Genomic DNA, 20,165 nt, shown 5'->3' on the forward strand with positions numbered 1-20,165 from the left:
GTATTTGATTTTTTACACTTCATGAGGTGAGATGAATGTCGAAAGTAGTAGGAATTGACCTTGGAACAACCAACAGCTGCATCGCCGTTCAGGAGGGTGATGTTACGACCATCATCCCCAGTTCGGAGGGAAACCGCACCACCCCGTCGGTGGTGGCCTTCACGAAGGAAGGGGAACGTCTCGTTGGCCAGCTCGCGAAACGGCAGGCCATCGTAAACGGCGACCGCACCGTCCTTTCCATAAAGAGGGAAATGGGAACGGACCACAAGGTGGAGATCGACGGGAAGAAGTACACCCCCCAGGAGATTTCCTCCATGATCCTGCAGAAGATGAAGAGGGACGCCGAGGACTACCTCGGAGAACCCGTGACCAGGGCGGTGATCACCGTTCCCGCCTACTTCACCGATGCCCAGCGGCAGGCCACCAAGGACGCCGGGTCCATCGCCGGCCTCGAGGTTCTCCGGATCATCAACGAGCCTACGGCCGCCTGCCTCGCCTACGGGGAGAACAAGCAGGGAGAGCACAAGATCCTGGTGTTCGACCTCGGCGGCGGCACCTTCGACGTGTCCATCCTCGACGTGGGGGAGGGCGTGTTCGAGGTGCTCGCCACAGCGGGTGACAACCGTCTGGGCGGCGACGACTGGGACATGCGCATCGTCAACTGGATGGTCGAGGAGTTCAAAAAGAGCGAGGGCATCGACCTCCGGAACGACCGCATGGCCGGGCAGCGTCTCCGGGAAGCGGCCGAGAAGGCCAAGGTGGAGCTTTCCTCCATGCCGGAGACCACCATTTCCCTGCCCTTCATCACCGCCAACGCCTCGGGCCCCAAGCACCTCGAGATGAACCTCTCCAGGGCTAAATTCGAGGAAATGACCGCCGACCTGCTGGAGCGGACGGTGAAGCCCACCCGCCAGGCCCTGCAGGACTCTGGCCTGTCCGCCGGCGAAATCGACAAGATCCTGCTCGTGGGCGGCTCCACCAGGATGCCCATGGTCCAGAGGAAGATAAAGGAACTTCTCGGCAAGGATCCCACCAAGGGAATCAACCCCGACGAATGCGTCGCCGCGGGCGCGGCCATCCAGGGCGCCATCCTCGCCGGAGACCACAAGGATATCGTCCTCGTGGACGTGACGCCCCTCTCCCTGGGCCTCGAGACCCTCGGCGGCGTCTTCACCAAGGTCATCGAGAGAAACACCGCCATCCCCGTGTCCAAGAGCCAGGTCTTCACCACCGCGGGCAACAACCAGACCCAGGTGGAGATCGTGGTGCTCCAGGGAGAGCGGGCCATGGCCGCCGACAACGTGAAGCTCGGCACCTTCGTCCTCGACGGCATTCCTCCGGCACCCCGGGGCATCCCCCAGATCGAGGTGACTTTCAACATCGACGTGAACGGCATCCTGAACGTGGCAGCCAAGGACAAGGGCACCGGCAAGGCCCAGAACATCTCCATCCACTCGTCCAACCTGTCGAAGGACGACATCGAGCGGATGAAGACCGATGCCGAGACCTTCGAGGAAGACGACAAAAAGAAGCGCGAGACGGCCGAGACCCGGAACGAGGCCGACAGCGCAGCCTACGGCGCTGAACGGCTGATGTCAGAGAACGGCGACAAGATGACCCCCGAGGAGAAGGGGGCCATAACCTCGGCCATGGAAGAGGTGCGCCGCCTGCTGTCCGGCGAGGATCTCGACGCCATCCGGTCGGCGAAGTCGAAGCTCGAGAAAGCCGTGCAGGACTTCTCGACCAGGCTCTACTCCCAGGCGTCGGCCCAGGGGGATGGGGGGAACGGCGGGAGCGCGGGCGCCCCGGACGGGGAGACCGTGGACGCTGAATTCAGCGATCAGGGCCAGGCGTAGGAGTGACCGAAGATGTACGGCCGGGGAGAGACCGACGATCTGTACCAGGTGCTCGGGGTTTCGCGGGACGCCTCCGCGGCTGAGATCAAGAAGGCGTACAGGCAGCTGGTGCGGAAGTACCACCCTGACGCCAACCCCGGAAACAAGGAAGCGGAAGAGCATTTCAAGAAGATAAACCAGGCCTATGAAATTCTGAGCGATGCCCAGAAGCGGGCCCAGTACGACCAGTTCGGCACCGTGGGCGACATGCCCGGAGGAAGCCCCTTCGACGGATTCGGCGGAGGTGTGGGCGACATCTTCGGCGATATTTTCGACAATCTCTTCGGGGGCGCGGGAGGCCGGAGAAGGACCAGCCCCAACGCCCCCCGGAGGGGAGCCGACCTCGAGATGGAAACGGAGGTCACCCTCCTCGAAGCAGCAGGGGGCGTGACCAGGGAGTTCCAGATCCCCCGGTGGGAGTCCTGCGGGGAGTGCGGCGGCTCCGGCGCGAAGGCCGGGACCTCTCCCGAGACCTGCCCGGCCTGCGGCGGCAGAGGGCAGGTTGAGACAAAACAGCACACGCCCTTCGGCCAGTTCGTGACGGTAAACGCCTGTCCCCGCTGCAACGGCGCGGGCAGGGTTGTAAAGGAAAAATGCCCGTCCTGCGGCGGCGCAGGGCGTACCCGGAAGACCCACAGGGTGGAGGTGAAAATCCCCGCCGGGGTGGATACGGGCACCAGGCTCCGCATCGCCGGCGAAGGTGAGCCCGGGACCAACGGAGGTTCTTCCGGCGACCTCTTTCTGGTGGTCTCGGTGGAGGAACACCCCGATTTCAAGAGGGACGGCGCGGACCTCCACACCAGGCTGGTCCTCTCCTTCCCCCAGGCGGCCCTGGGATGCACGGTGCCGGTTCCGGTCCTCTCGGGCGAACCGGAGAATCTTTCCATTCCGGCGGGAACCCAGCCCGGAAAGGTTTTCACTCTCCGGGGGAAGGGAATGCCCCGGCTTCGGGGGGCCAGGGGAACGGGGGATCTTCACGTCCACGTCGTGGTGGATGTGCCGAAGAAGCTGACAGACCGGCAGCGGGCCCTCCTCGAGGAGCTGGCCCGGGAGATGCGGGTGGAAGTGGAGGACTCCGGGGTTTTCGGCAAGTTTTTCCGCAACCTCTTCGACTCCTAGGCAACCGGTCCCGGGGGATATCCGTCCCGCCTCCCTGTCAAAACCGCTCCTCATCTGGTACACTTTTTCTGTTTAAGGGAGGCTTAAGCCTCCCTTACTTCATATTCCCGGAGGAGATTTTCCATGACGAATACGACAGACAGCTACTGGTGGTATGTCACCCTGGAAGGAGGCCCCGGGAGTGAGGAAGTGCTCGCATCCCTCGCTGAAATGTCGGGAAGCATCGGGTCGGAGGAGAGCGGGGCAGGCAGCTCAGCCCTCATCAGGGCCTATTACCGCACATCCCAGGACCTGGGGTTCTGGGTTGAGCGGCTGGAAGAAGCCCTCAGCCCCTGGCCGGAGATCAAAATCGCCGACATGGGGAAAATAGAGAACAAACAGTGGCACACCGACTGGAAAGACGCCTTTCCCCCCCTCCCCGTGGGGGAGAGGCTGGTGGTGCTCGCCCCGTGGCACAGGGGTACCGAGCCGGCGGACAGGATGCCCCTGTACATTTACCCCGGCTCCGCCTTCGGCACAGGCTACCACGAGAGCACCCAGATCGTGCTCACCCTGATGGAAAAACTCTCCCTCGAGGATGCGGAGGGTGCCGACATCGGCACCGGGTCGGGCATTCTCGCCATTGCGGCCGTCAAGTTGGGCGCAGCCAGGGTGCGGGCGAGGGACCTGGACCCGGCCGTCCTGTCCGAAGTCCGGCACAACCTGGAACTCAACGGCATCGAGCCCGGCAGGGTGGACCTCGAGGAAGGGAACCTCCTGGACGGCATGGAAGGGCCGGTGAACCTCCTCACGGCGAACATCATCATCGAACCCCTCCTTGACATGCTCCCCTCTGTGCCGGGAATGCTGGCACCAGGCGGCCGGGCGCTCTTCTCCGGACTCCTGGCGAAGGAGCGGGACCGCTTTCTGGCCGCCCTGGAGGAGCAGGGACTGCGGATCGTGGACGAACTGGTGATCAACGACTGGTGGGGAGTTGTGGCTGCACGGAATGATGAACAGCCTGGAAGGTAAGAAAATCTGGATCTGCTCCCTCGGGTGCCGCTCCAACCAGTATGAGGGGGAGGCCCTCGCCAACGCCTTTGCCGACGCCGGCGCCGAGCTCGTGGATTCACCGGAGGGGTGCGACGGGGCGGTGCTGGTGAGCTGCACCGTCACTGCCATGGCGGACAAGAAATGCCGGCAGGCGGTCCGAAGGGCCCGGAGGCTTTCCCGGAATGCCGTGATAGCAGCCTGCGGATGCTGGGCCCAGAAGATCACCAGGGAAGAAGCCGCTTCCCTGGGTATCGCCGTAGTGGTGGGCAACAGGCGCAAGGGCGAGCTGCCGGGTATGCTCGCCGCTGCCCTTGGCGGGGAATCTCCTTCCTTTGCCGAAGACCGGATCGATGTATTGCGGTCGAGGGAATGGGACGATCTTTCCCTCACCCGCCCGCTGCTCCATACCCGGGCCTTCGTGAAGATCCAGGATGGCTGCAACCATTTCTGCTCCTACTGTGCCATCCCCTATGTGCGGGGGTTTCCCGTGAGCCGCGACCCCGGCGATGTCCTCGCCGAAATAGAGCGGATCGCCGCTTCGGGCTGCCCCGAGGTGGTGCTCACGGGAGTCCACCTCGGTCTGTACGGGAAGTACGGCTCCATCTCGCTGGCGGAGCTCGTCCGCCGTGTTGCCTCAGTGGAGGGGGTACGCAGGATCCGGTTCGGTTCTCTCGAACCCTTCGGACTTGACGACGAGCTTCTGGAAACCCTGGCGGCCGCGCCCGGCTTTTGCCGGCACCTCCACCTGCCCCTCCAGAGCGGAAGCGGCACCGTATTGGGACGGATGAAACGGGGCTACGGCCCGGAGGAATTCCTGGCCCTGTCGGAGAAGGCCAGAAACTTCCTTGGCGACGACCTCCACATCAGCACCGACGTTCTCGTGGGGTTTCCCGGTGAGAGCGAAGGGGATTTTGCCGACACCCTTTCCCTGATGAAAGCATGCCGCTTCGGCAAGGTACATGTATTTCCCTTCTCGCCAAGGGAAGGGACGGAGGCATGGTCCTACCCCGGCAGGGTCCCCCGGGACACGGTGCTGCGCAGATCCAGTGAAGCTCTTTCCGCCGCCGATGACCTGCTGGCGCGGTACGCTTTGCGGTGGGTGGGAACCGATGTTGCCGTCCTCGCCGAGGAGACGGCGGGGAACTCCTTCCAGGGACTGACCCCCTCCTTCCTGAGAGTGGTGGCCAAGGGCAGGGCGGAGCGGGGAGAGGAGCTGCCGGTGAGGATCACCCGGATCTCCGGCGATTCCCTGAGAGGGCGGAGGATTCCGTGAAGACCGCCGGCCCGCCCCCCCGGGAAGACGGTCCCGTTCTCGGAATCGACCTCGGAACAAGGTACGCCCTGTGCGCCGTTTTTGACGGCGTCCAGGGACCCGTGGTCGTCCCGAACCGCTGGGGAAAAAGGTCCACTCCATCGGTGACGGCGTGGACGGGAAGCGGATGGACCGCGGGAGAAACCGCCGCGGCGGGGGAGATGAAGCATCCCTCCACCACGTGGTGGGACCTGAAGCGCAAGGTGGGCACACCGTGGAAAGGGCGGTGCGGCCGGGCCTCCGTGTCCGCCGAGGATGCCCTCGTGCCGCTGCTGACCCTTCTCAGGGAGGACGGGGAAGCCTTTCTCGGCGCCTTTGTCGAGGCCTGCGTCCTCGCCGTTCCGGCCTCTTTCAGCTTTGCCGAGAGGTCGGCCATGGCACGGGCCGCCCGCTCGGCCGGCTTTTCACGGTCGAGGATCGTGAACGAACCCACGGCGGCCGCCCTTGCCTTCGGATCGTCAGGGAGATTTCTCATCCTCGACTACGGCGCGGGCACTGTGGACCTGTCGGTGGTGGAGTGCGGCGGCGGGGTCTGGCAGGTTATCGAGAGCAGGGGAACTCCCTCCTGCGGCGGCCGGGATTTCGACGCCGCCCTGGCACTGCTCCTTGCGGAAAAGACAGGCACGAACCCCGGAGGAGCGGATTCGCCCCTTTACCGCCTTCTGCTCTCTGAAGCCGAGGATGTCAAGATCGCCCTCTCGGGATGCCTCTCCCATGAGTGGTCCCCTCCGGCAGCCCCCGGAGCCGCCTCCGTAACGGTCACCCGAAGGGAGTTCGAAGGGCTGGTCAGGCCGTCCCTGGAACGGGTTGTTGCCATGGCGGAATCTCTCTGGAAGGAACACGAACCGTCGAAGCTCCTGCTGGTCGGAGGAGGAAGCAGGATTCCCCTCCTGAGAACCCTTCTCGCCGAACGGGTGGCCAGGCCGGAACACCTCAGCCGGTGCCCCGACGAGGCGGTGGTCATCGGGGCTGCCCTGTACGGCAGCCAGGCCAGGACGGAGCGGCTGCTCCTGGATGTACTGTCGGACAACCTGGGCATTCTCGCCGCCGACGGAACCCCCGTCCCGCTGCTGGAGAAGGGCATGCATCTCCCTGTAAGGGCTGAGAAAAAATTCTCCAGCGTCGGGAGCGGCCCTTTCACCCTCAGGGTTTTCCAGGGGGACCGGGGGAGGGTCATCTCCACCGTGAGGATTTCTGACGCCGGAAAGGGAGAGGTCATCGTCCTCGTCTTCGCCGTCGACTCGGGTGGACTGCTCCGGATCGACATCCGCAGGGAGGACGGGCGCACGGCGGTCATCCCGCCCCTCGAGGTGGGCACCCCCGGCGCCTCCTCCTTCGAGCAGCAGCCCGGGGATCTTCTTGACCTTGAAAAGCGGTTCGCCAGGGTGTCCCCGGTTCTGTCACCGGCACAGCAGGCCAGGGGAGAGGTTCTCTTCCGCACCGTGAAGAGTCTCCGGGACGAGGGATGTTACCCCGAGGGCGCAGAATCCCTGGAACAGATGGTGGCCGAAATGGAGAGGGTGATTCGCTGAAATGGCCGTGCCCCTGGAGATACTGGACTGCTTTGAAATCCTCGGCATACCTCCCGGCGCCCATCCCGGCGAGATCCGGTCCGCCTTCCGCCGCCTTGCTCTCTCGTTCCACCCCGATGTGGCCGGAGCACGGGAGGCGGGCAGGTTCGAGGCCATCGCCGCCGCCTATGCCGTACTGAAATCGGCGAGTCCGGGAGAAGTTGCCGACGCCCTGAAAAAGGGGAGAAAATCCCCGGACGCTGCACCCCGGAAGGAAAGGGAAGGTTCTCCCTTCCGCTGGAGGAGAAAGAGACAGGATCCTCCCCCCCCTTCAGGAAAGAGAAAGGAAGAGGAGGAAAGCTCCGGAAGGGTCCGGGAACTGCTCGTAGAGCGGGCCCTGGTGGAGGCGGAGCTCTCGGTTGCCCGGCTGCTTGAAAGGTCAAGAGCGGGAGAGAGCGCCGGAAATGTTTCCCGCATCGTTATGCGCCTGCTCGGGGCCCACCCCGGAGTGCGGCTTCTTGCCCTGGGGGCCCTGGGCCGGAAGGCCCCGGAAGGGGAAGTGTTTGCCGCCCTCCTGGAGATGGTGCGCCTCTGGCCCGTGGATGAAGACGTACTCGAACACCTTGTCCTGCTGGACTATTCACCGGACCGCAGGAGAAAGATGGCCGAAGCCCTCGCCGCCAGGGCAGGGGCCCTGCCTGAACGGGCAGCCCTGGTCTTTCTCCGGTGGATCTCCCTTCTTCCGGACAGGGGAGATATTCTGGGGAAGATTCTTTCCCACCAGTCCGCCCGTGTTCTTGCCGCGGCCCTTTCTCTCTGGCCTGGGGGCGTTCTTCCGGACGACCTTGCCCTCATCAGGCTCCTGAAGAGGGATGAAGACGGTATTCTCGTTCCCCTCCTGAGAATCCTGAAGTCCCGGGGAGCCCCCCCGTGGGCGGCCCCGAGGCTTGCCGCACTATCGGAAAAACATCCTTCAGCCGCCGTCAGAGTTTGGGCCCGGAGTATTGTGCGGGCCGAAAATCTGGTATAGAATACTGTGAGCTGCGAGGTGGGATTTTTGGACGGAAAGTGTCTGTTCTGTGAAATTTCGGCGGGAAGGATCCCCGCGGATATAGTGTACGGCGACGAAGATGTGATCGTTGTCCGGGATATAGCTCCGCAGGCGCCCGTGCACCTTCTGATTATACCGAGAGAACACGTGGAATCAGCCGCCCATGTCCGAAAGCCCGAAGTGTGGTCGAAAGTCATGGACTGTGCCGTGCAGACGGCCTCCCGTCTCGGGTTTGCCCCGGATGGATACAGGCTTGTGATTAACTGCGGCGAACAGGCCGGGCAGACGATTCCCCACCTTCATATTCACCTGTTGGCGGGACGCAGTTTCCGCTGGCCACCGGGGTAGATGCGGGTGGCGAAGAAAGGGGGGAATGGTGTATGACGACTGTCGTTCGGAGAGAAAACGAATCCCTTGATGACGCTCTCAGACGGTTCAAACGCGAGGTCTCCAAGGTTGGGACCCTGCGCGAGGTGCGCAAGAGAGAGCACTACGAGAAGCCCAGTGAAGCAAAGAAGACGAAGCGGGCCGAGGCCGCGCGGAAGAGGCGGACCAAGTCCAGGGGGTAGAACACGGTGATTGATCTCGAGAAACGGATTTCAGACGATCTCCTTGCCGCCATGAAAGAGAAGAAGGAGATGGAGCTCTCCACCCTCCGGATGCTCAAGGCGGAGTTCCAGCGGGCCAAAACGGAGAAGGGACACGCCGGCGAACTGTCGGAGGACGAGGTCGTTTCCCTGATCCAGCGGCTTGTGAAGCAGCGCCGCGAGGCAGCGGACCAGTACACGGCCGTATCGGCCGGCGACCGCGCAGCCCGGGAACTGAAAGAGGCTTTGTTCCTCGAGACCTATCTTCCGGAACAGCTCAGTGACGAAGAACTCGGGCAGATCGTCGAGGAAGCGGGCGCCCTCGCGAAAGCCGCCGGTCCCAAGGACATGGGCCGGGTCATGGGCAAGGTTATGGCTGCAGTCAAGGGCCGTGCCGACGGGAAACGGGTAAAGACAAAGGTTCAGGAATACCTCCAGTCTCTCGTCGAGTAGCCCTTGCAGCAGAGATCCGTGCATTCAGGCCAGATTGCAGTGAACAGAAAGCCGGGGAGACCCGGCTTTTTTTGTCTTCTTTCCCCCGAACTTTTCCGCTGACATTGTGGACAACGGCCCATAGGCATCGGGACCCAGAGGAATGGGCTTTTTGCCTCTCTGGAAAAACACCATATATCGGGGTATCATTTCCAAGGTTGTACTATATATAGGGAGGTTCGCCCATGAGATGTCCATCGTGCGGAGCCATGGAAACCCGGGTCATCGAGACCCGGACCGCTGACGAAGGCCGGGTGGTCCGCCGGCGGAGGGAGTGTCCCGAATGCTCCAGCCGCTTCACCACTTATGAAAAGGCCGAGGAGAAGCGGACCCTGCGGGTGATCAAGAAGGACGGCAGCAGGGAAACCTTCGGCCGGGACAAAATTATCCGGGGCATAGGCAGAGCCTGCGAAAAGCTCCCTGTCTCCCTCGAGCAGATAGAGGACCTGGCCTCGAAGATAGAGGACGATCTCAAGGCGGAAGGGTACGGGGAGGTTTCCGTGTCGGAGATCGGCCGGAGGGTCATGGAAGGCCTCCGGAAGATCAACCAGGTGGCCTACGTCCGTTTTGCCTCGGTCTACCGGGAGTTCACCGATCTTCAGAGCTTCCAGCACGAAATAGCCCGTCTCATCGGCGAAAAGGAGGTTTCCAGAAATGGCGAAGAAGACTGACGAACAGGTGGCGTTCCTCAGGGGAAGGGAAGAGCCGTCCCCCGGCAGGGACAAGGACATGCCCGGGCGGCAGATGGTCATGTTTGCCCCGGGGAGGGAGTCCACGGACCTTGCCCTCATGGTGGATGCCCTTGCCCACGAGGAAACCCAGCCCTGGCACCCGTCGCGGATCCGGGATGCCCTGGTGAAGGAGGCCGGGGTGGAGCCCGGCCTGGCCGGCGAGATCGCCTCCGAGGTGGAGTCCGACCTTCTCCGGTGGGGGCGGGACCGGGTCACCACGTCCCTGGTCAGGGAGCTCGTCAACGTCAAGCTCTTCCAGCGGGGCCTGGATGCCAAGCTCCAGGACCACAGCCGCATCGGCATACCGGTCCACGACCTGGAGACCATGATGCTGAACCCCAACAGGGAGAACAGCAACACCACCCACAATCCTGAATCCATCAATCTCTCCATCGCGGAGCTTGCGCTGAAGCAGTACGCCCTCACCAAGGTCTTCTCCAGGGACGTGGCGGAAGCCCACCTGTCGGGGACCATACACCTCCATGACCTGGGAATGGTGAACCGGCCCTACTGCTCCGGCCAGAGCATCGCCTACGTGGCGAAATTCGGCCTCAACCTGCCCTCCATCACGAGCATATCCAAGCCGGCGAAGCACCCCGACGTCCTGCTGGCCCACCTGCTGAAGATGACCTCGGTGCTGCAGAACAACTTCGCCGGGGCCATCGGGTGGGATGCGGTGAACACCTTTTTCGCCCCCTATCTCACGGGACTCTCCGAGGAACGCGTCCATCAGCTTGCCCAGATGCTCATCTTCGAGTTCAACCAGCTCGCGGGGGGCAGGGGAGGGCAGGTGGCCTTCACGGACATCAACCTTTACTACGAGATTCCGAAGCACTTCCGGGACGTGCCCGCCATCGGCCCCGGGGGCGTGGAGACGGGAAAGACCTACGGCGACTACGCCGCCGAGGCGAAAAGCTTCCTGAAGGCCCTCTTCCGGGTCTACCTTGAGGGAGACAGCCGGGGACAGCCGTTCTTCTTCCCCAAGCCCCTGCTGCACATCACCGAGGATTTCTTCCGCGAGGAAGGGTGGGAGGAAATGCTCTCCCTCGCCTGCGAACTCTCCGCGGAAAAGGGAAACACCTACTATGTTTTCGACCGGGGGGACGTGGTCAAGCTCTCCGAGTGCTGCCGCCTGAGTTTCGAGCTTGACGACGAGGATCTCCTTGATGCCCGGACCCCGTGGAAGCTCCGGTTCTGCGCCCTGCAGAACGTGACCCTGAACCTCCCCCGCCTCGCCTACCGGAGCGCCGGCGACAGGGAAACCCTGTTCGATCTCGTCGACCATTACATGGAGATGGCGGCGAAGGCTCACGTCCAGAAGAGGAAGTTCCTCGGCGGCATCCTGGCCCAGGGCAAGAAGGGCCCCCTTTCCGTTCTCTGCATGGACCACGACGGAGAAGCCTATCTCCGGCTGGACAAGGCGAAATATCTCATCGGCATCCTCGGGGTGAACGAGATGGTCCAGGTGATGACCGGATTCCAGCTTCACGAATCGAAGGAGGCCCTGGATCTCGCCCTGGCGGTGGTCCAGTACATGAACCTGAAGTGTGAAATGCTCTCCGAGCGGCTGGGCCTCGCCATGGTGCTGGAACAGACTCCCGCCGAGAGCACCGCCTACCGGTTCGCCAAGCTCGACCTCAAGTCCTGGCCTGAAGCGGCGTCGGTGGTCAAGGGCGATCCCGGCACCGGCGAAGTCTACTACACCAACAGCAGCCATATCCCCTATTCGGTCCGGATGGACCCGGCGGACAAGGTCCTCCGGGAAGGGCGCTTCCATCCCATGATCTCGGCGGGGGCCATCACCCACCTGTGGATGGGGGAGCACAAGCCGGACCCGGACGCCCTGGCGTCCTTCATCCGGAAGATCTTCCTTCACTCGGAGAACGCCCAGGTGGCCTTCAGCCCCGAGTTCACCATCTGCAACGGCTGCGGCCGGGTGAGCCGTGGGCTCCGGACGGAATGCGGATGGTGCGGGAGCGGTGATGTGGACGGCATTACGAGGATCACGGGCTATTTCACCCGGACCTCGAGCTGGAACGGCGGCAAGAGGGCTGAACTCCGGGACCGGGTGAGGTCGTCCCTGCAGCCGTCCGGCCTGCGGGAATGATTTCCGGACAGCCGCAGATGGAAAATACTCTTCCTGTATGCGTCTTTTTTGTGTATAATTTCGTGGAAGTCAGTAAACCACATCCGAGGAGGGAAATAACCAAATGAAGCTTCGTAATGTACTGCTTGCGGCAATGCTTGTCCTGATTCTTGCGGGAACCGCGGTTGCGGCCGATACAATCAAGATCGGCGTGTACCTTCCCCTGACGGGAAGGGTGGCGTTCGGCGGCCAGCTCGAGCTCGAGGGCATCCAGATGGCCCACAAGGAACTTCCCGAACTTCTCGGGAAGAATGTGGAACTTGTCGTGGTGGACAACAAGACCGACAAGGTCGAAGCGGCTAACGCCGTGAAGCGTCTCGTGGAGCGCGACAAAGTCGTGGCTGTCATCGGAACCTACGGTTCCTCCCTCGCCATGGCGGGCGGCGAAGTGGCGGAAGCGGCGGGAATTCCCATGATGGGAACCTCCTGCACCAATCCCCTCGTGACCCAGGGAAAGAAGTTCGTCTTCAGGGCCTGCTTCATCGATCCCTACCAGGGCGCCGGCGCGGCCACCTATGCCGTGAAGACCCTCGGCATGAAGAAGGCCGCCCTGCTTGTGGACGTGGCCAACGACTACTGCGTGGGCCTCGCCAATTTCTTCAAGCAGTCCTACAAGAAGCTCGGCGGAGAGATCGTCTCCGAGCTGAAGTACAACTCCGGCGACCAGGACTTCACCGCCCAGCTCACGGAGATCATCAGCAAGAAGCCCGACCTTCTCTTCATCCCCGCCGACTTCGCCGAGGGCGCCATCATCATGAAGCAGGCCAGGGAGCTCGGAGCAGAATTCCAGATCATGGGCGGCGACGCCATGGATAACCCCGAGATAGTGAAGATCGGCGGAGACGCAGTGGAAGGCTTCATCCACACCACATTCCCCTACGATCCTTCCATGACCGATATGAGCGAGATTGCAAAGGTCTTCACCGAAAACTGGAAGAAGGCTCATCCCGACAAGGATCCCAACGTCAACGCCGCTCTCGGCTACGACTCCTACATGCTTGTCGCCAACGCCATCAAGGCTGCCGGTTCTGCCGAACCCGCCGCCATCCGTGATGCCCTTGCCAAGACGAAGGACTTCCCCGGCGTCACCGGCAGCAAGACCATCAACGAAACCCACGATGCGGAGAGCCCTGTGGGAATCGTCCAGATCAAGGACGGAAAGAAACTGTTCATCGGAACCGTCGAGCCTGAGATGTAAGGAATTCCCTTCCTCAAGGTTCGTTTGCGCCTCTTTGTCCGGAGGGTGGGGGAACGCCTCCACCCTCCATTTTCTTGAAGTCAGGGGGAACCTTAATGAGCGGAAGCATGTTTTTCCAGCATCTTTTCAACGCAATAACACTCGGATCTCTCTACGGCCTCATCGCTATCGGATACACCATGGTCTACGGAATTCTCAGGCTCATCAACTTCGCTCACGGAGAAGTCTTCATGCTGGGCGCCTACTTTGTCTTCTTCGCCATAACGCTGCTGAACCTCCCCTGGGGAGTGGCCGCAGTTCTTGCGGTGGCCGCCAGCTCCTTCTGCGGCGTCCTTGTGGACAAAATCGCCTACAAGCCCCTCAGGAACGCTCCCCGCATCTCCGCCCTCATCAGCGCCATCGGCGTGTCCTTCTTCATCCAGAACCTCAGCATCGTAATCTTCACCGGCCTTCCCCGGCCCGTCTCGAGGCCAGACTGGCTCGTGAAAGTCTTTAAAATCGGCGAGATCCGCATTCTGCCTCTTGCCATCGTCGTCCCCGTGGTGACCCTCTTCCTTGTGCTCGGACTCCTCTGGATCGTCTACAGGACCAAGCCCGGGCTTGCCATGAGGGCCATCTCGAAGGACATCGAAACCACGAGGCTCATGGGCGTGTCGGTGAACAGGATCATCGCCATCACCTTCGGCATCGGCTCCGCCCTCGCCGCCGCTTCGGGCATCATGTGGGCCCTGCGCTATCCCCAGATCCACCCCTTCATGGGCCTCTTCCCGGGCCTGAAAGCCTTCATCGCCGCCGTCTTCGGCGGCATCGGCTCCATCCAGGGAGCGGTCATCGGCGGCATGTTTCTCGGCGTCATCGAAATCATGGCGGTCGCCTTTTTCCCCACCCTGTCGGGGTACCGTGACGCCTTTGCCTTCGTACTTCTCATCATCATCCTGCTTATGAAGCCCACGGGACTCATGGGGGAGAAGCTGGAGGACAAGATATGAATACCCGGACGAGAAATCTCATTCTCAACTGCCTGGCCATTGCGGGTCTCGGGGGCTTCATTTACTGGGCCCAGGGGAACCTGGACGGGTACCAGATCCAGGTGCTCAACCTGATCGCAGTGAACGCCATTCTCGCCCTCAGCCTCAACCTTATCTACGGCTTCACCGGCATGTTTTCCCTGGGCCACGCGGGCTTCATGGCCATCGGCGCCTACGTGTGCGCCCTTCTCATTCTGACCCCTGCCCAGAAGACGACCATGTGGATCCTCGAGCCCATTATCTGGCCTCTTTCGGTGATCCAGGCCCCCTTTTTCGTGGCGGTGCTCCTTGCCGGGCTCATAGCGGCCCTCTGCGGCCTGCTCATCGCCATCCCGGTCCTCCGCCTCGGCGGCGATTACCTCGGCATCGCCACCCTGGGCTTCGCCGAGATCATCCGGGTGGTCCTCACGAACCTCAGTTCCATAACCAACGGCGCCCTGGGTATCAAGGGCATTCCCAACTACGCGAACCTCTGGTGGAACTACGGGTGGCTCCTGCTGACCCTCTTCTTCATCGTCAGGCTCGTCAACAGCAACTTCGGCAACGTGCTCAAGGCCATCCGGGACGACGAGATCGCGGCGAAGAACATGGGCATCAACACCTTCTTCTACAGGGTGGTCTCCTTCTCGGTCGGCGCCTTTTTCGCCGGCGTGGGCGGGGCCCTCATGGGCAGCCTCGTAACCACCATCGACCCGAAGATGTTCGTGTTCACCCTGACCTTTAACGTGCTCATGATCACCGTGGCGGGCGGGCTCGGCTCCATCACGGGCAGCCTGATCGGGAGCGTGGTCATCACGGTCCTCCTGGAATGGCTTCGGATCGTGGAAAATCCCCTTGTGATAGGGAATTTTGAAATACCGGGCATTCCGGGGATGAGAATGGTCATCTTCTCCCTTGCGCTCATCCTCATCATCCTCTTCCGGAGCGAGGGCATCATGGGCATGAAGGAAATCAGCTGGAACAGGATGTTCGGCCGTTCTGCCCGGGGAGGTGACGCGAAATGACGAACTCTGCACCTATTCTCCGCACGGAGAACGTCACCATGAAGTTCGGCGGACTCACCGCCGTCAGGGATTTTACCATCGACGTCCCCCGGGGTTCCATCGTGGGGCTTATCGGCCCCAACGGGGCGGGCAAGACCACGGTGTTCAACATCGTCACCGGCTTCTACAACCCCACGGAGGGGAGGGTTCTCTTCGACGGCCAGGACATCACCGGCCTTCCTCCCCACATGGTGTGCCGGGCGGGCATTTCACGGACGTTCCAGAACATACGCCTCTTCTCCAACGAAACAGTTCTCGAGAACGTCATGATCGGATGCCACGTCCGAAGGAAGGCCAAGTGGTGGATGGCACCCCTGGGACTTCCGCTCTTCCGCAGGGAGGAGGAGGAAATCCGGGAAAAATCCATGAATCTTCTCGAAACCGTGGGTCTTGCCAAATACGCCGACGAGAACTCGGCCTCCCTTCCCTACGGGGCCCAGCGGCGGCTGGAAATCGCCAGGGCCCTGGCCACGGACCCGAAGTTTCTTCTCCTGGACGAGCCCGCAGCGGGGATGAACCCCCAGGAATCCCGGGAACTGATGCAGTTCATCCGGAACATCCGGGAAAGGTTCGGCATCACCATCCTTCTCATCGAACACGATATGAAGGTGGTCATGGGAGTCTGCGAATACATCTGGGTTCTCGACTACGGCGTGAAAATCGCCGAAGGCGGCCCCGACGAAATCCAGTCGGACCAGAAGGTCATCGTGGCCTACCTCGGAGAGGAGTACGTGCAATATGCTGAAAATTGAAGACCTCAACGTATACTACGGGGCCATTCATGCCGTCAAGGGAATTTCTCTCTCCATCCCCAGGGGGAGCATCGTCACCCTCATCGGCGCCAATGGGGCGGGAAAGAGCAGCACCATCCGGGCAGTGGCGGGACTGGTGCGGAACGTCAAGGGAAAAATCGTCTACACCCCGCCTGAAGGAGAGCCGGTGAACCTCGTCGGGAAGGCTCCCGAGGAGATGGTGAAGCTTGGTATCGCCATGAGCCCTGAAGGCCGGCGGATCCTGCCCCATCTCACCGTGGAGGAAAACCTCCAGCTCGGCGCATTCATCAGGAATGACAGGGATGGTGTCGAGCGTGACCGGGATCATGTGTACGAACTGTTCCCCCGGCTGAAGGAGCGCTCCTGGCAGAAAGGGGGAACCCTTTCCGGGGGTGAGCAGCAGATGCTCGCCGTAGGCCGGGCCCTCATGAGCCAGCCTCACCTGGTGATGCTCGACGAACCCTCCCTCGGGCTTGCCCCTCTTCTCGTCAAGGAAGTATTCGACATCATCGGGGAGATCAACGCCCTGGGCAAGACCGTCCTGCTGGTGGAGCAGAACGCCTTCGCGGCGCTCAAGATCGCATCCTACGCCTATATCCTGGAGGTCGGATCCATCGTCCTCGAGGGCAGGGGAGAGGATCTGCTCAAGGACAGCAGGGTGAAGGAGGCCTACCTCGGAGGCTGACCGCCTGCAGGAAACGGCGGACCGGAAGCAGCGGCCCGCAGATGGTGTAAACCGCGGGAGTGCCGCCGGCAGAACGAAGACCGGCGGCACTCCCCTTTGCCTGAAGATGGAATGATAGCCCCGGCCAGTTGCCCTTTTGACGTCCCTATACTAGACTGTACGGTGAAAAGCCATTACAAGGAGGGTATGTCCGTGAGGAAGATTACCTGGAATATTCCCAACATATTAAGTCTTCTGAGGGTCTTTCTCGCTCCGCTGGTGCTTATCTTTCTTACCTTCAAGTTTACCTATCCGGTGTATACCGTGGAAGAGCTCGAGCTGAGGGTGACCTTCGGGGACATCCTCGCCGGAACGGTCTTCATCCTTGCCGCTCTCACCGACACAGCCGACGGCTACATCGCCAGGAAAAAAGGCATGGTGACCAACCTGGGCAAGTTCATCGACCCCGTGGCCGACAAGGTCCTCGTCATGGCCGCCCTTATCTCGCTGGTGGAGCTTCAGCGCATTCCGGCGTGGATCGTGGTGGTGATCCTCTCCCGGGATCTCATCGTCACCGGCGTCCGCATGGTCGCCGCCGCCGAAGGGGTCGTCATCGCCGCCTCCAGGGGAGGCAAGCTCAAGACGGTGTTCCAGATCGTGGCCATCTCCATGCTCATTTTCAACCTTCCCTTCGGCATCGAGGTCATGTGGGCCGCCATGATCCTCACCGTGTGGTCCGGCATGGACTATCTCATCAAGGGAAAGAAGCTCTTCACCGACTGAATACCCTTCCGTCCTTTTCCGCCGAAATACTTTGACCCCGTGCACTCCCAGAGCATATAATGTCCGGGTGTGAAGCGCCGTGGAAAAGAACCGCCTCCCCACGGCTGATCTTTCTTTTGAGGTGACGTCATGCTCGATAAACTGAAAAAAGTCCTGGGCCTCGACCCCAACGACCGGGCGCTGAAACGCTACAGGGAAAAGGCGGAGGAAATCAACCTCCTCGAACCCGAAACGTCGGCCCTGACGGACGAAGAACTCAGGAACAGGGGGCCGGAGTTCAGGCGGCGCCTTGAAAACGGAGAGTCCGCCGATGATCTTCTCCCCGAGGTTTTCGCCGTAGTCCGTGAGGTCTCGAAACGGACCATCGGGCTCCGCCACTTCGATGTCCAGCTCATGGGCGGAATGGCCCTCCACGAGGGAAAAATCACGGAGATGAAGACCGGAGAAGGCAAGACCCTGGTGGCCACCCTGGCGGTGGTGCTGAACGCCCTCTCCGGCAAGGGCGTCCACGTAGTCACGGTGAACGACTACCTCGCCCGGCGGGACGCCGAATGGATGGGACCCATATACTCCTTCCTCGGCCTCACGGTGGGTGTCATTTACGCCTACATGGACCAGGAGGAGCGGTTCGCCGCCTACCGGGCCGACATCACCTACGGAACGAACAGCGAGTTCGGCTTCGACTACCTGAGGGACAACATGGCCACCTCGGAGGAGTATCTCGTCCAGCGGGGACATTCCTACTGCATCGTGGACGAGGTGGACTCCATCCTCATCGACGAGGCGAGGACCCCCCTGATCATTTCCGGTCCCTCCGACGACAACGTGGATATGTACACCCTGTCCGACAAAGTAGCCCGGCAGCTCCGGGAAGGGCGGGACTACGAGAAGGACGAGAAGGAACGGAACGTGGCCATGACGGAAGCGGGCATCGCCAGGTGCGAGGAGATCCTGAAGATGCCGGAACTCTTCTCCGACGCCGCCCACTCGGACCTCGCCCACAGGATAGTCCAGGCACTCAAGGCCCACGTCCTCTTCCAGAGGGACGTCCATTACGTGGTGAAGGACGGGGAAATCCTCATCGTCGACGAATTCACCGGCAGGCTCATGGTGGGACGGCGGTATTCCGACGGGCTCCACCAGGCCATCGAGGCCAAGGAAGGAGTCAAGGTGGGCAGGGAGAGCCAGACCCTTGCCACCATCACCCTTCAGAACTACTTCCGCATGTACCGCAAGCTGGCGGGAATGACGGGTACGGCGGCAACCGAGGCCGAGGAATTCAAGGAGATCTACGGTCTCGAAGTCATCGTGGTCCCCACCAACGTGGACATGATAAGGAACGACAACCCCGACGCCATCTACCGCACTGTGACGGAAAAATTCGCCGCCGTGGCCGACGAGATACAGGAGTCCCACACCCGGGGCTGCCCCGTTCTCGTGGGAACCACCTCCATAGAAAATTCCGAGAGGATCAGCAGGCTGCTGAAGGCCCGGAAGATTCCCCACCAGGTGCTGAACGCCAAGCACCACGAGAGAGAAGCCCAGATCGTGGCCCAGGCGGGGCACATGGGTGCCGTCACGGTGGCCACCAACATGGCGGGCCGCGGAACGGACATTCTTCTCGGCGGCAATCCGGAGTTCCTTGCCAGGGAAGCCCTCAGGTCCGATAATCCCGACCCCTCGAAAGAACAGGAAGTGCACGCCTCCCTCCTTGCGAAGTTCCGTGAGCAGTGCCGTGCGGAACGGGACAGGGTAAAGGAACTCGGCGGCCTGAAGATCATCGGCACCGAGCGCCATGAGGCCCGGCGGATCGACAACCAGCTCCGCGGACGGGCGGGCCGCCAGGGAGATCCAGGTTCGAGCCGGTTCTACCTTTCCCTGGAGGATGACCTTCTCCGTCTCTTCGGCTCGGAGAGGATCCAGGGGCTGATGGAGAAGCTGGGAATGGAGGAGGGGGAGTCCATCGAACACCCCCTTCTCACCAAGGCCATCGCCTCCGCCCAGAAAAAGGTGGAGGAGATGCACTTCGACATACGGAAGCAGCTTCTCGCCTACGACAACGTGATGAACCGCCAGCGCGAGGCAGTTTACGCCGAAAGGCAGCAGATCCTGAGTGACGGCAGCATCGTTGACCACGTCTGGGAAGTGATCGACGGCGTGGTGGAGGATATCCTGGAGAAGTACTTCCCCGAAGAAGGGGAGTCCGACCCGGGAAGGGCCCAGGCCAGGCTGAAGGCCATTTTCGGGCCCGGCCTCGAGAACCATCTTGAGGGAGTTGACAACCCCAGGGACATGCTCGGGCGGAAGGACGGCCTGAAGGAGGAGATCCGGGGCCGCTTCCTCCGCAAGGTGGAAACTCTCGGCGAGGAAGAGGGCGGGGCTCTTCTCAGGTTCCTCATCCTCCACACCCTTGACAGCGGCTGGAAGGACCATCTGCTGGCCATGGACGAACTGCGCAGGGGAATCGGCCTCAGGGCCATAGGCCAGAAGGATCCCCTTCTGGAGTACCAGTTTGAATCCTACAACCTGTTCCAGGGAATGATGGAGCGGGTCAGGGAATCGGTGGCCGAGCTCGCCTTCAGGGTCCGTGTGGTGTCCGACACGGGCAGGGGCGGTTCCCCTGAGCGGAGGGAGAGCCGGGAATTTGTCCTTCCCTTCGGGGGGAGTGCTGAACAGCCCGAACCAAGGGGAGAAGGTCCCCGGCAGCCGGTGAAAAAAGGCCCCAAAGTGGGACGGAACGATCCCTGCCCCTGCGGCAGCGGAAAAAAATACAAGCATTGCTGCGGCGCCGGCAAGTAGG

18 protein-coding genes are annotated in these 20,165 nt (G+C 61.9%); all 18 read left to right on the plus strand.

Annotated elements, in window-relative coordinates; genetic code table 11:
* Nucleotides 1-35 precede the first annotated feature (35 nt).
* Complete coding sequence (gene dnaK, locus C8D99_RS01555; protein ID WP_133955624.1) at nt 36-1,856, plus strand: molecular chaperone DnaK; 1,821 nt, start codon at nt 36-38, stop codon at nt 1,854-1,856.
* 12 nt (nt 1,857-1,868) lie between these two features.
* On the plus strand, nt 1,869-3,014 hold the full coding sequence (gene dnaJ, locus C8D99_RS01560) for a molecular chaperone DnaJ (RefSeq protein WP_133955626.1): 1,146 nt from the start codon (nt 1,869-1,871) through the stop codon (nt 3,012-3,014).
* Between the two features lie 123 nt (nt 3,015-3,137).
* Nucleotides 3,138-4,025 (plus strand): 50S ribosomal protein L11 methyltransferase, encoded by an 888-nt coding sequence (locus C8D99_RS01565; protein ID WP_133955628.1) that lies wholly within the window; start codon nt 3,138-3,140, stop codon nt 4,023-4,025.
* Complete coding sequence (locus C8D99_RS01570; RefSeq protein ID WP_133955630.1) at nt 4,003-5,319, plus strand: MiaB/RimO family radical SAM methylthiotransferase; 1,317 nt, start codon at nt 4,003-4,005, stop codon at nt 5,317-5,319. The genes C8D99_RS01565 and C8D99_RS01570 overlap by 23 nt, the downstream gene beginning before the upstream one ends.
* Nucleotides 5,316-6,890 (plus strand): Hsp70 family protein, encoded by a 1,575-nt coding sequence (locus C8D99_RS01575; RefSeq protein ID WP_133955632.1) that lies wholly within the window; start codon nt 5,316-5,318, stop codon nt 6,888-6,890. Before C8D99_RS01570 ends, C8D99_RS01575 begins: the two co-directional genes overlap by 4 nt.
* A gap of 1 nt (nt 6,891) precedes the next feature.
* Nucleotides 6,892-7,899 (plus strand): J domain-containing protein, encoded by a 1,008-nt coding sequence (locus C8D99_RS01580; RefSeq protein WP_133955634.1) that lies wholly within the window; start codon nt 6,892-6,894, stop codon nt 7,897-7,899.
* A 27-nt stretch (nt 7,900-7,926) separates the two neighbouring features.
* Entirely contained in the window at nt 7,927-8,268 is a 342-nt protein-coding gene (locus C8D99_RS01585) for a histidine triad nucleotide-binding protein (protein ID WP_133955636.1), read from the plus strand.
* A gap of 32 nt (nt 8,269-8,300) precedes the next feature.
* A complete protein-coding gene (gene rpsU / locus C8D99_RS01590) occupies nt 8,301-8,489 on the plus strand; it encodes a 30S ribosomal protein S21 (RefSeq protein ID WP_133955639.1) in 189 nt (62 codons plus the stop codon).
* Nucleotides 8,490-8,495: 6 nt separating this feature from the next.
* Nucleotides 8,496-8,960: a GatB/YqeY domain-containing protein gene (locus C8D99_RS01595; protein WP_133955641.1), complete on the plus strand. Its 465-nt coding sequence runs from the start codon at nt 8,496-8,498 to the stop codon at nt 8,958-8,960.
* A 224-nt stretch (nt 8,961-9,184) separates the two neighbouring features.
* Nucleotides 9,185-9,670, plus strand: coding sequence for a transcriptional regulator NrdR (gene nrdR / locus C8D99_RS01600; RefSeq protein ID WP_133955643.1), 486 nt, complete (start codon nt 9,185-9,187; stop codon nt 9,668-9,670).
* Nucleotides 9,671-9,728: 58 nt separating this feature from the next.
* Nucleotides 9,729-11,837 (plus strand): anaerobic ribonucleoside-triphosphate reductase, encoded by a 2,109-nt coding sequence (gene nrdD / locus C8D99_RS01605; RefSeq protein WP_133955781.1) that lies wholly within the window; start codon nt 9,729-9,731, stop codon nt 11,835-11,837.
* A gap of 103 nt (nt 11,838-11,940) precedes the next feature.
* Nucleotides 11,941-13,074, plus strand: a complete 1,134-nt coding sequence (locus C8D99_RS01610) for an ABC transporter substrate-binding protein (protein ID WP_133955645.1) — start codon at nt 11,941-11,943, stop codon at nt 13,072-13,074.
* A 95-nt stretch (nt 13,075-13,169) separates the two neighbouring features.
* On the plus strand, nt 13,170-14,063 hold the full coding sequence (locus C8D99_RS01615; RefSeq protein ID WP_133955647.1) for a branched-chain amino acid ABC transporter permease: 894 nt from the start codon (nt 13,170-13,172) through the stop codon (nt 14,061-14,063).
* A complete protein-coding gene (locus C8D99_RS01620; RefSeq protein ID WP_133955649.1) occupies nt 14,060-15,106 on the plus strand; it encodes a branched-chain amino acid ABC transporter permease in 1,047 nt (348 codons plus the stop codon). The genes C8D99_RS01615 and C8D99_RS01620 overlap by 4 nt, the downstream gene beginning before the upstream one ends.
* Nucleotides 15,103-15,897, plus strand: coding sequence for an ABC transporter ATP-binding protein (locus C8D99_RS01625; RefSeq protein ID WP_133955652.1), 795 nt, complete (start codon nt 15,103-15,105; stop codon nt 15,895-15,897). Before C8D99_RS01620 ends, C8D99_RS01625 begins: the two co-directional genes overlap by 4 nt.
* Entirely contained in the window at nt 15,884-16,603 is a 720-nt protein-coding gene (locus C8D99_RS01630) for an ABC transporter ATP-binding protein (RefSeq protein ID WP_133955654.1), read from the plus strand. The genes C8D99_RS01625 and C8D99_RS01630 overlap by 14 nt, the downstream gene beginning before the upstream one ends.
* A gap of 192 nt (nt 16,604-16,795) precedes the next feature.
* Nucleotides 16,796-17,365, plus strand: a complete 570-nt coding sequence (gene pgsA, locus C8D99_RS01635) for a CDP-diacylglycerol--glycerol-3-phosphate 3-phosphatidyltransferase (RefSeq protein WP_243833798.1) — start codon at nt 16,796-16,798, stop codon at nt 17,363-17,365.
* 129 nt (nt 17,366-17,494) lie between these two features.
* Nucleotides 17,495-20,164: a preprotein translocase subunit SecA gene (gene secA, locus C8D99_RS01640; protein ID WP_133955658.1), complete on the plus strand. Its 2,670-nt coding sequence runs from the start codon at nt 17,495-17,497 to the stop codon at nt 20,162-20,164.
* The last annotated feature ends 1 nt before the right edge of the window (nt 20,165 follow it).

This window comes from Aminivibrio pyruvatiphilus, from assembly GCF_004366815.1.
GTDB lineage: Bacteria > Synergistota > Synergistia > Synergistales > Aminobacteriaceae > Aminivibrio > Aminivibrio pyruvatiphilus.

Excerpts from the sequence above, each read along its gene's own strand:
- dnaK (WP_133955624.1), top strand. The coding sequence starts at position 36 with ATGTCGAAAGTAGTAGGAATTGACCTTGGAACAACCAACAGCTGCATC.
- dnaJ (WP_133955626.1), top strand. The coding sequence starts at position 1,869 with ATGTACGGCCGGGGAGAGACCGACGATCTGTACCAGGTGCTCGGGGTT.
- C8D99_RS01565 (WP_133955628.1), top strand. The coding sequence starts at position 3,138 with ATGACGAATACGACAGACAGCTACTGGTGGTATGTCACCCTGGAAGGA.
- C8D99_RS01570 (WP_133955630.1), top strand. The coding sequence starts at position 4,003 with ATGATGAACAGCCTGGAAGGTAAGAAAATCTGGATCTGCTCCCTCGGG.
- C8D99_RS01580 (WP_133955634.1), top strand. The coding sequence starts at position 6,892 with ATGGCCGTGCCCCTGGAGATACTGGACTGCTTTGAAATCCTCGGCATA.
- rpsU (WP_133955639.1), top strand. The coding sequence starts at position 8,301 with ATGACGACTGTCGTTCGGAGAGAAAACGAATCCCTTGATGACGCTCTC.
- nrdR (WP_133955643.1), top strand. The coding sequence starts at position 9,185 with ATGAGATGTCCATCGTGCGGAGCCATGGAAACCCGGGTCATCGAGACC.
- nrdD (WP_133955781.1), top strand. The coding sequence starts at position 9,729 with ATGCCCGGGCGGCAGATGGTCATGTTTGCCCCGGGGAGGGAGTCCACG.
- C8D99_RS01610 (WP_133955645.1), top strand. The coding sequence starts at position 11,941 with ATGAAGCTTCGTAATGTACTGCTTGCGGCAATGCTTGTCCTGATTCTT.
- C8D99_RS01615 (WP_133955647.1), top strand. The coding sequence starts at position 13,170 with ATGAGCGGAAGCATGTTTTTCCAGCATCTTTTCAACGCAATAACACTC.
- C8D99_RS01620 (WP_133955649.1), top strand. The coding sequence starts at position 14,060 with ATGAATACCCGGACGAGAAATCTCATTCTCAACTGCCTGGCCATTGCG.
- C8D99_RS01625 (WP_133955652.1), top strand. The coding sequence starts at position 15,103 with ATGACGAACTCTGCACCTATTCTCCGCACGGAGAACGTCACCATGAAG.
- C8D99_RS01630 (WP_133955654.1), top strand. The coding sequence starts at position 15,884 with ATGCTGAAAATTGAAGACCTCAACGTATACTACGGGGCCATTCATGCC.
- secA (WP_133955658.1), top strand. The coding sequence starts at position 17,495 with ATGCTCGATAAACTGAAAAAAGTCCTGGGCCTCGACCCCAACGACCGG.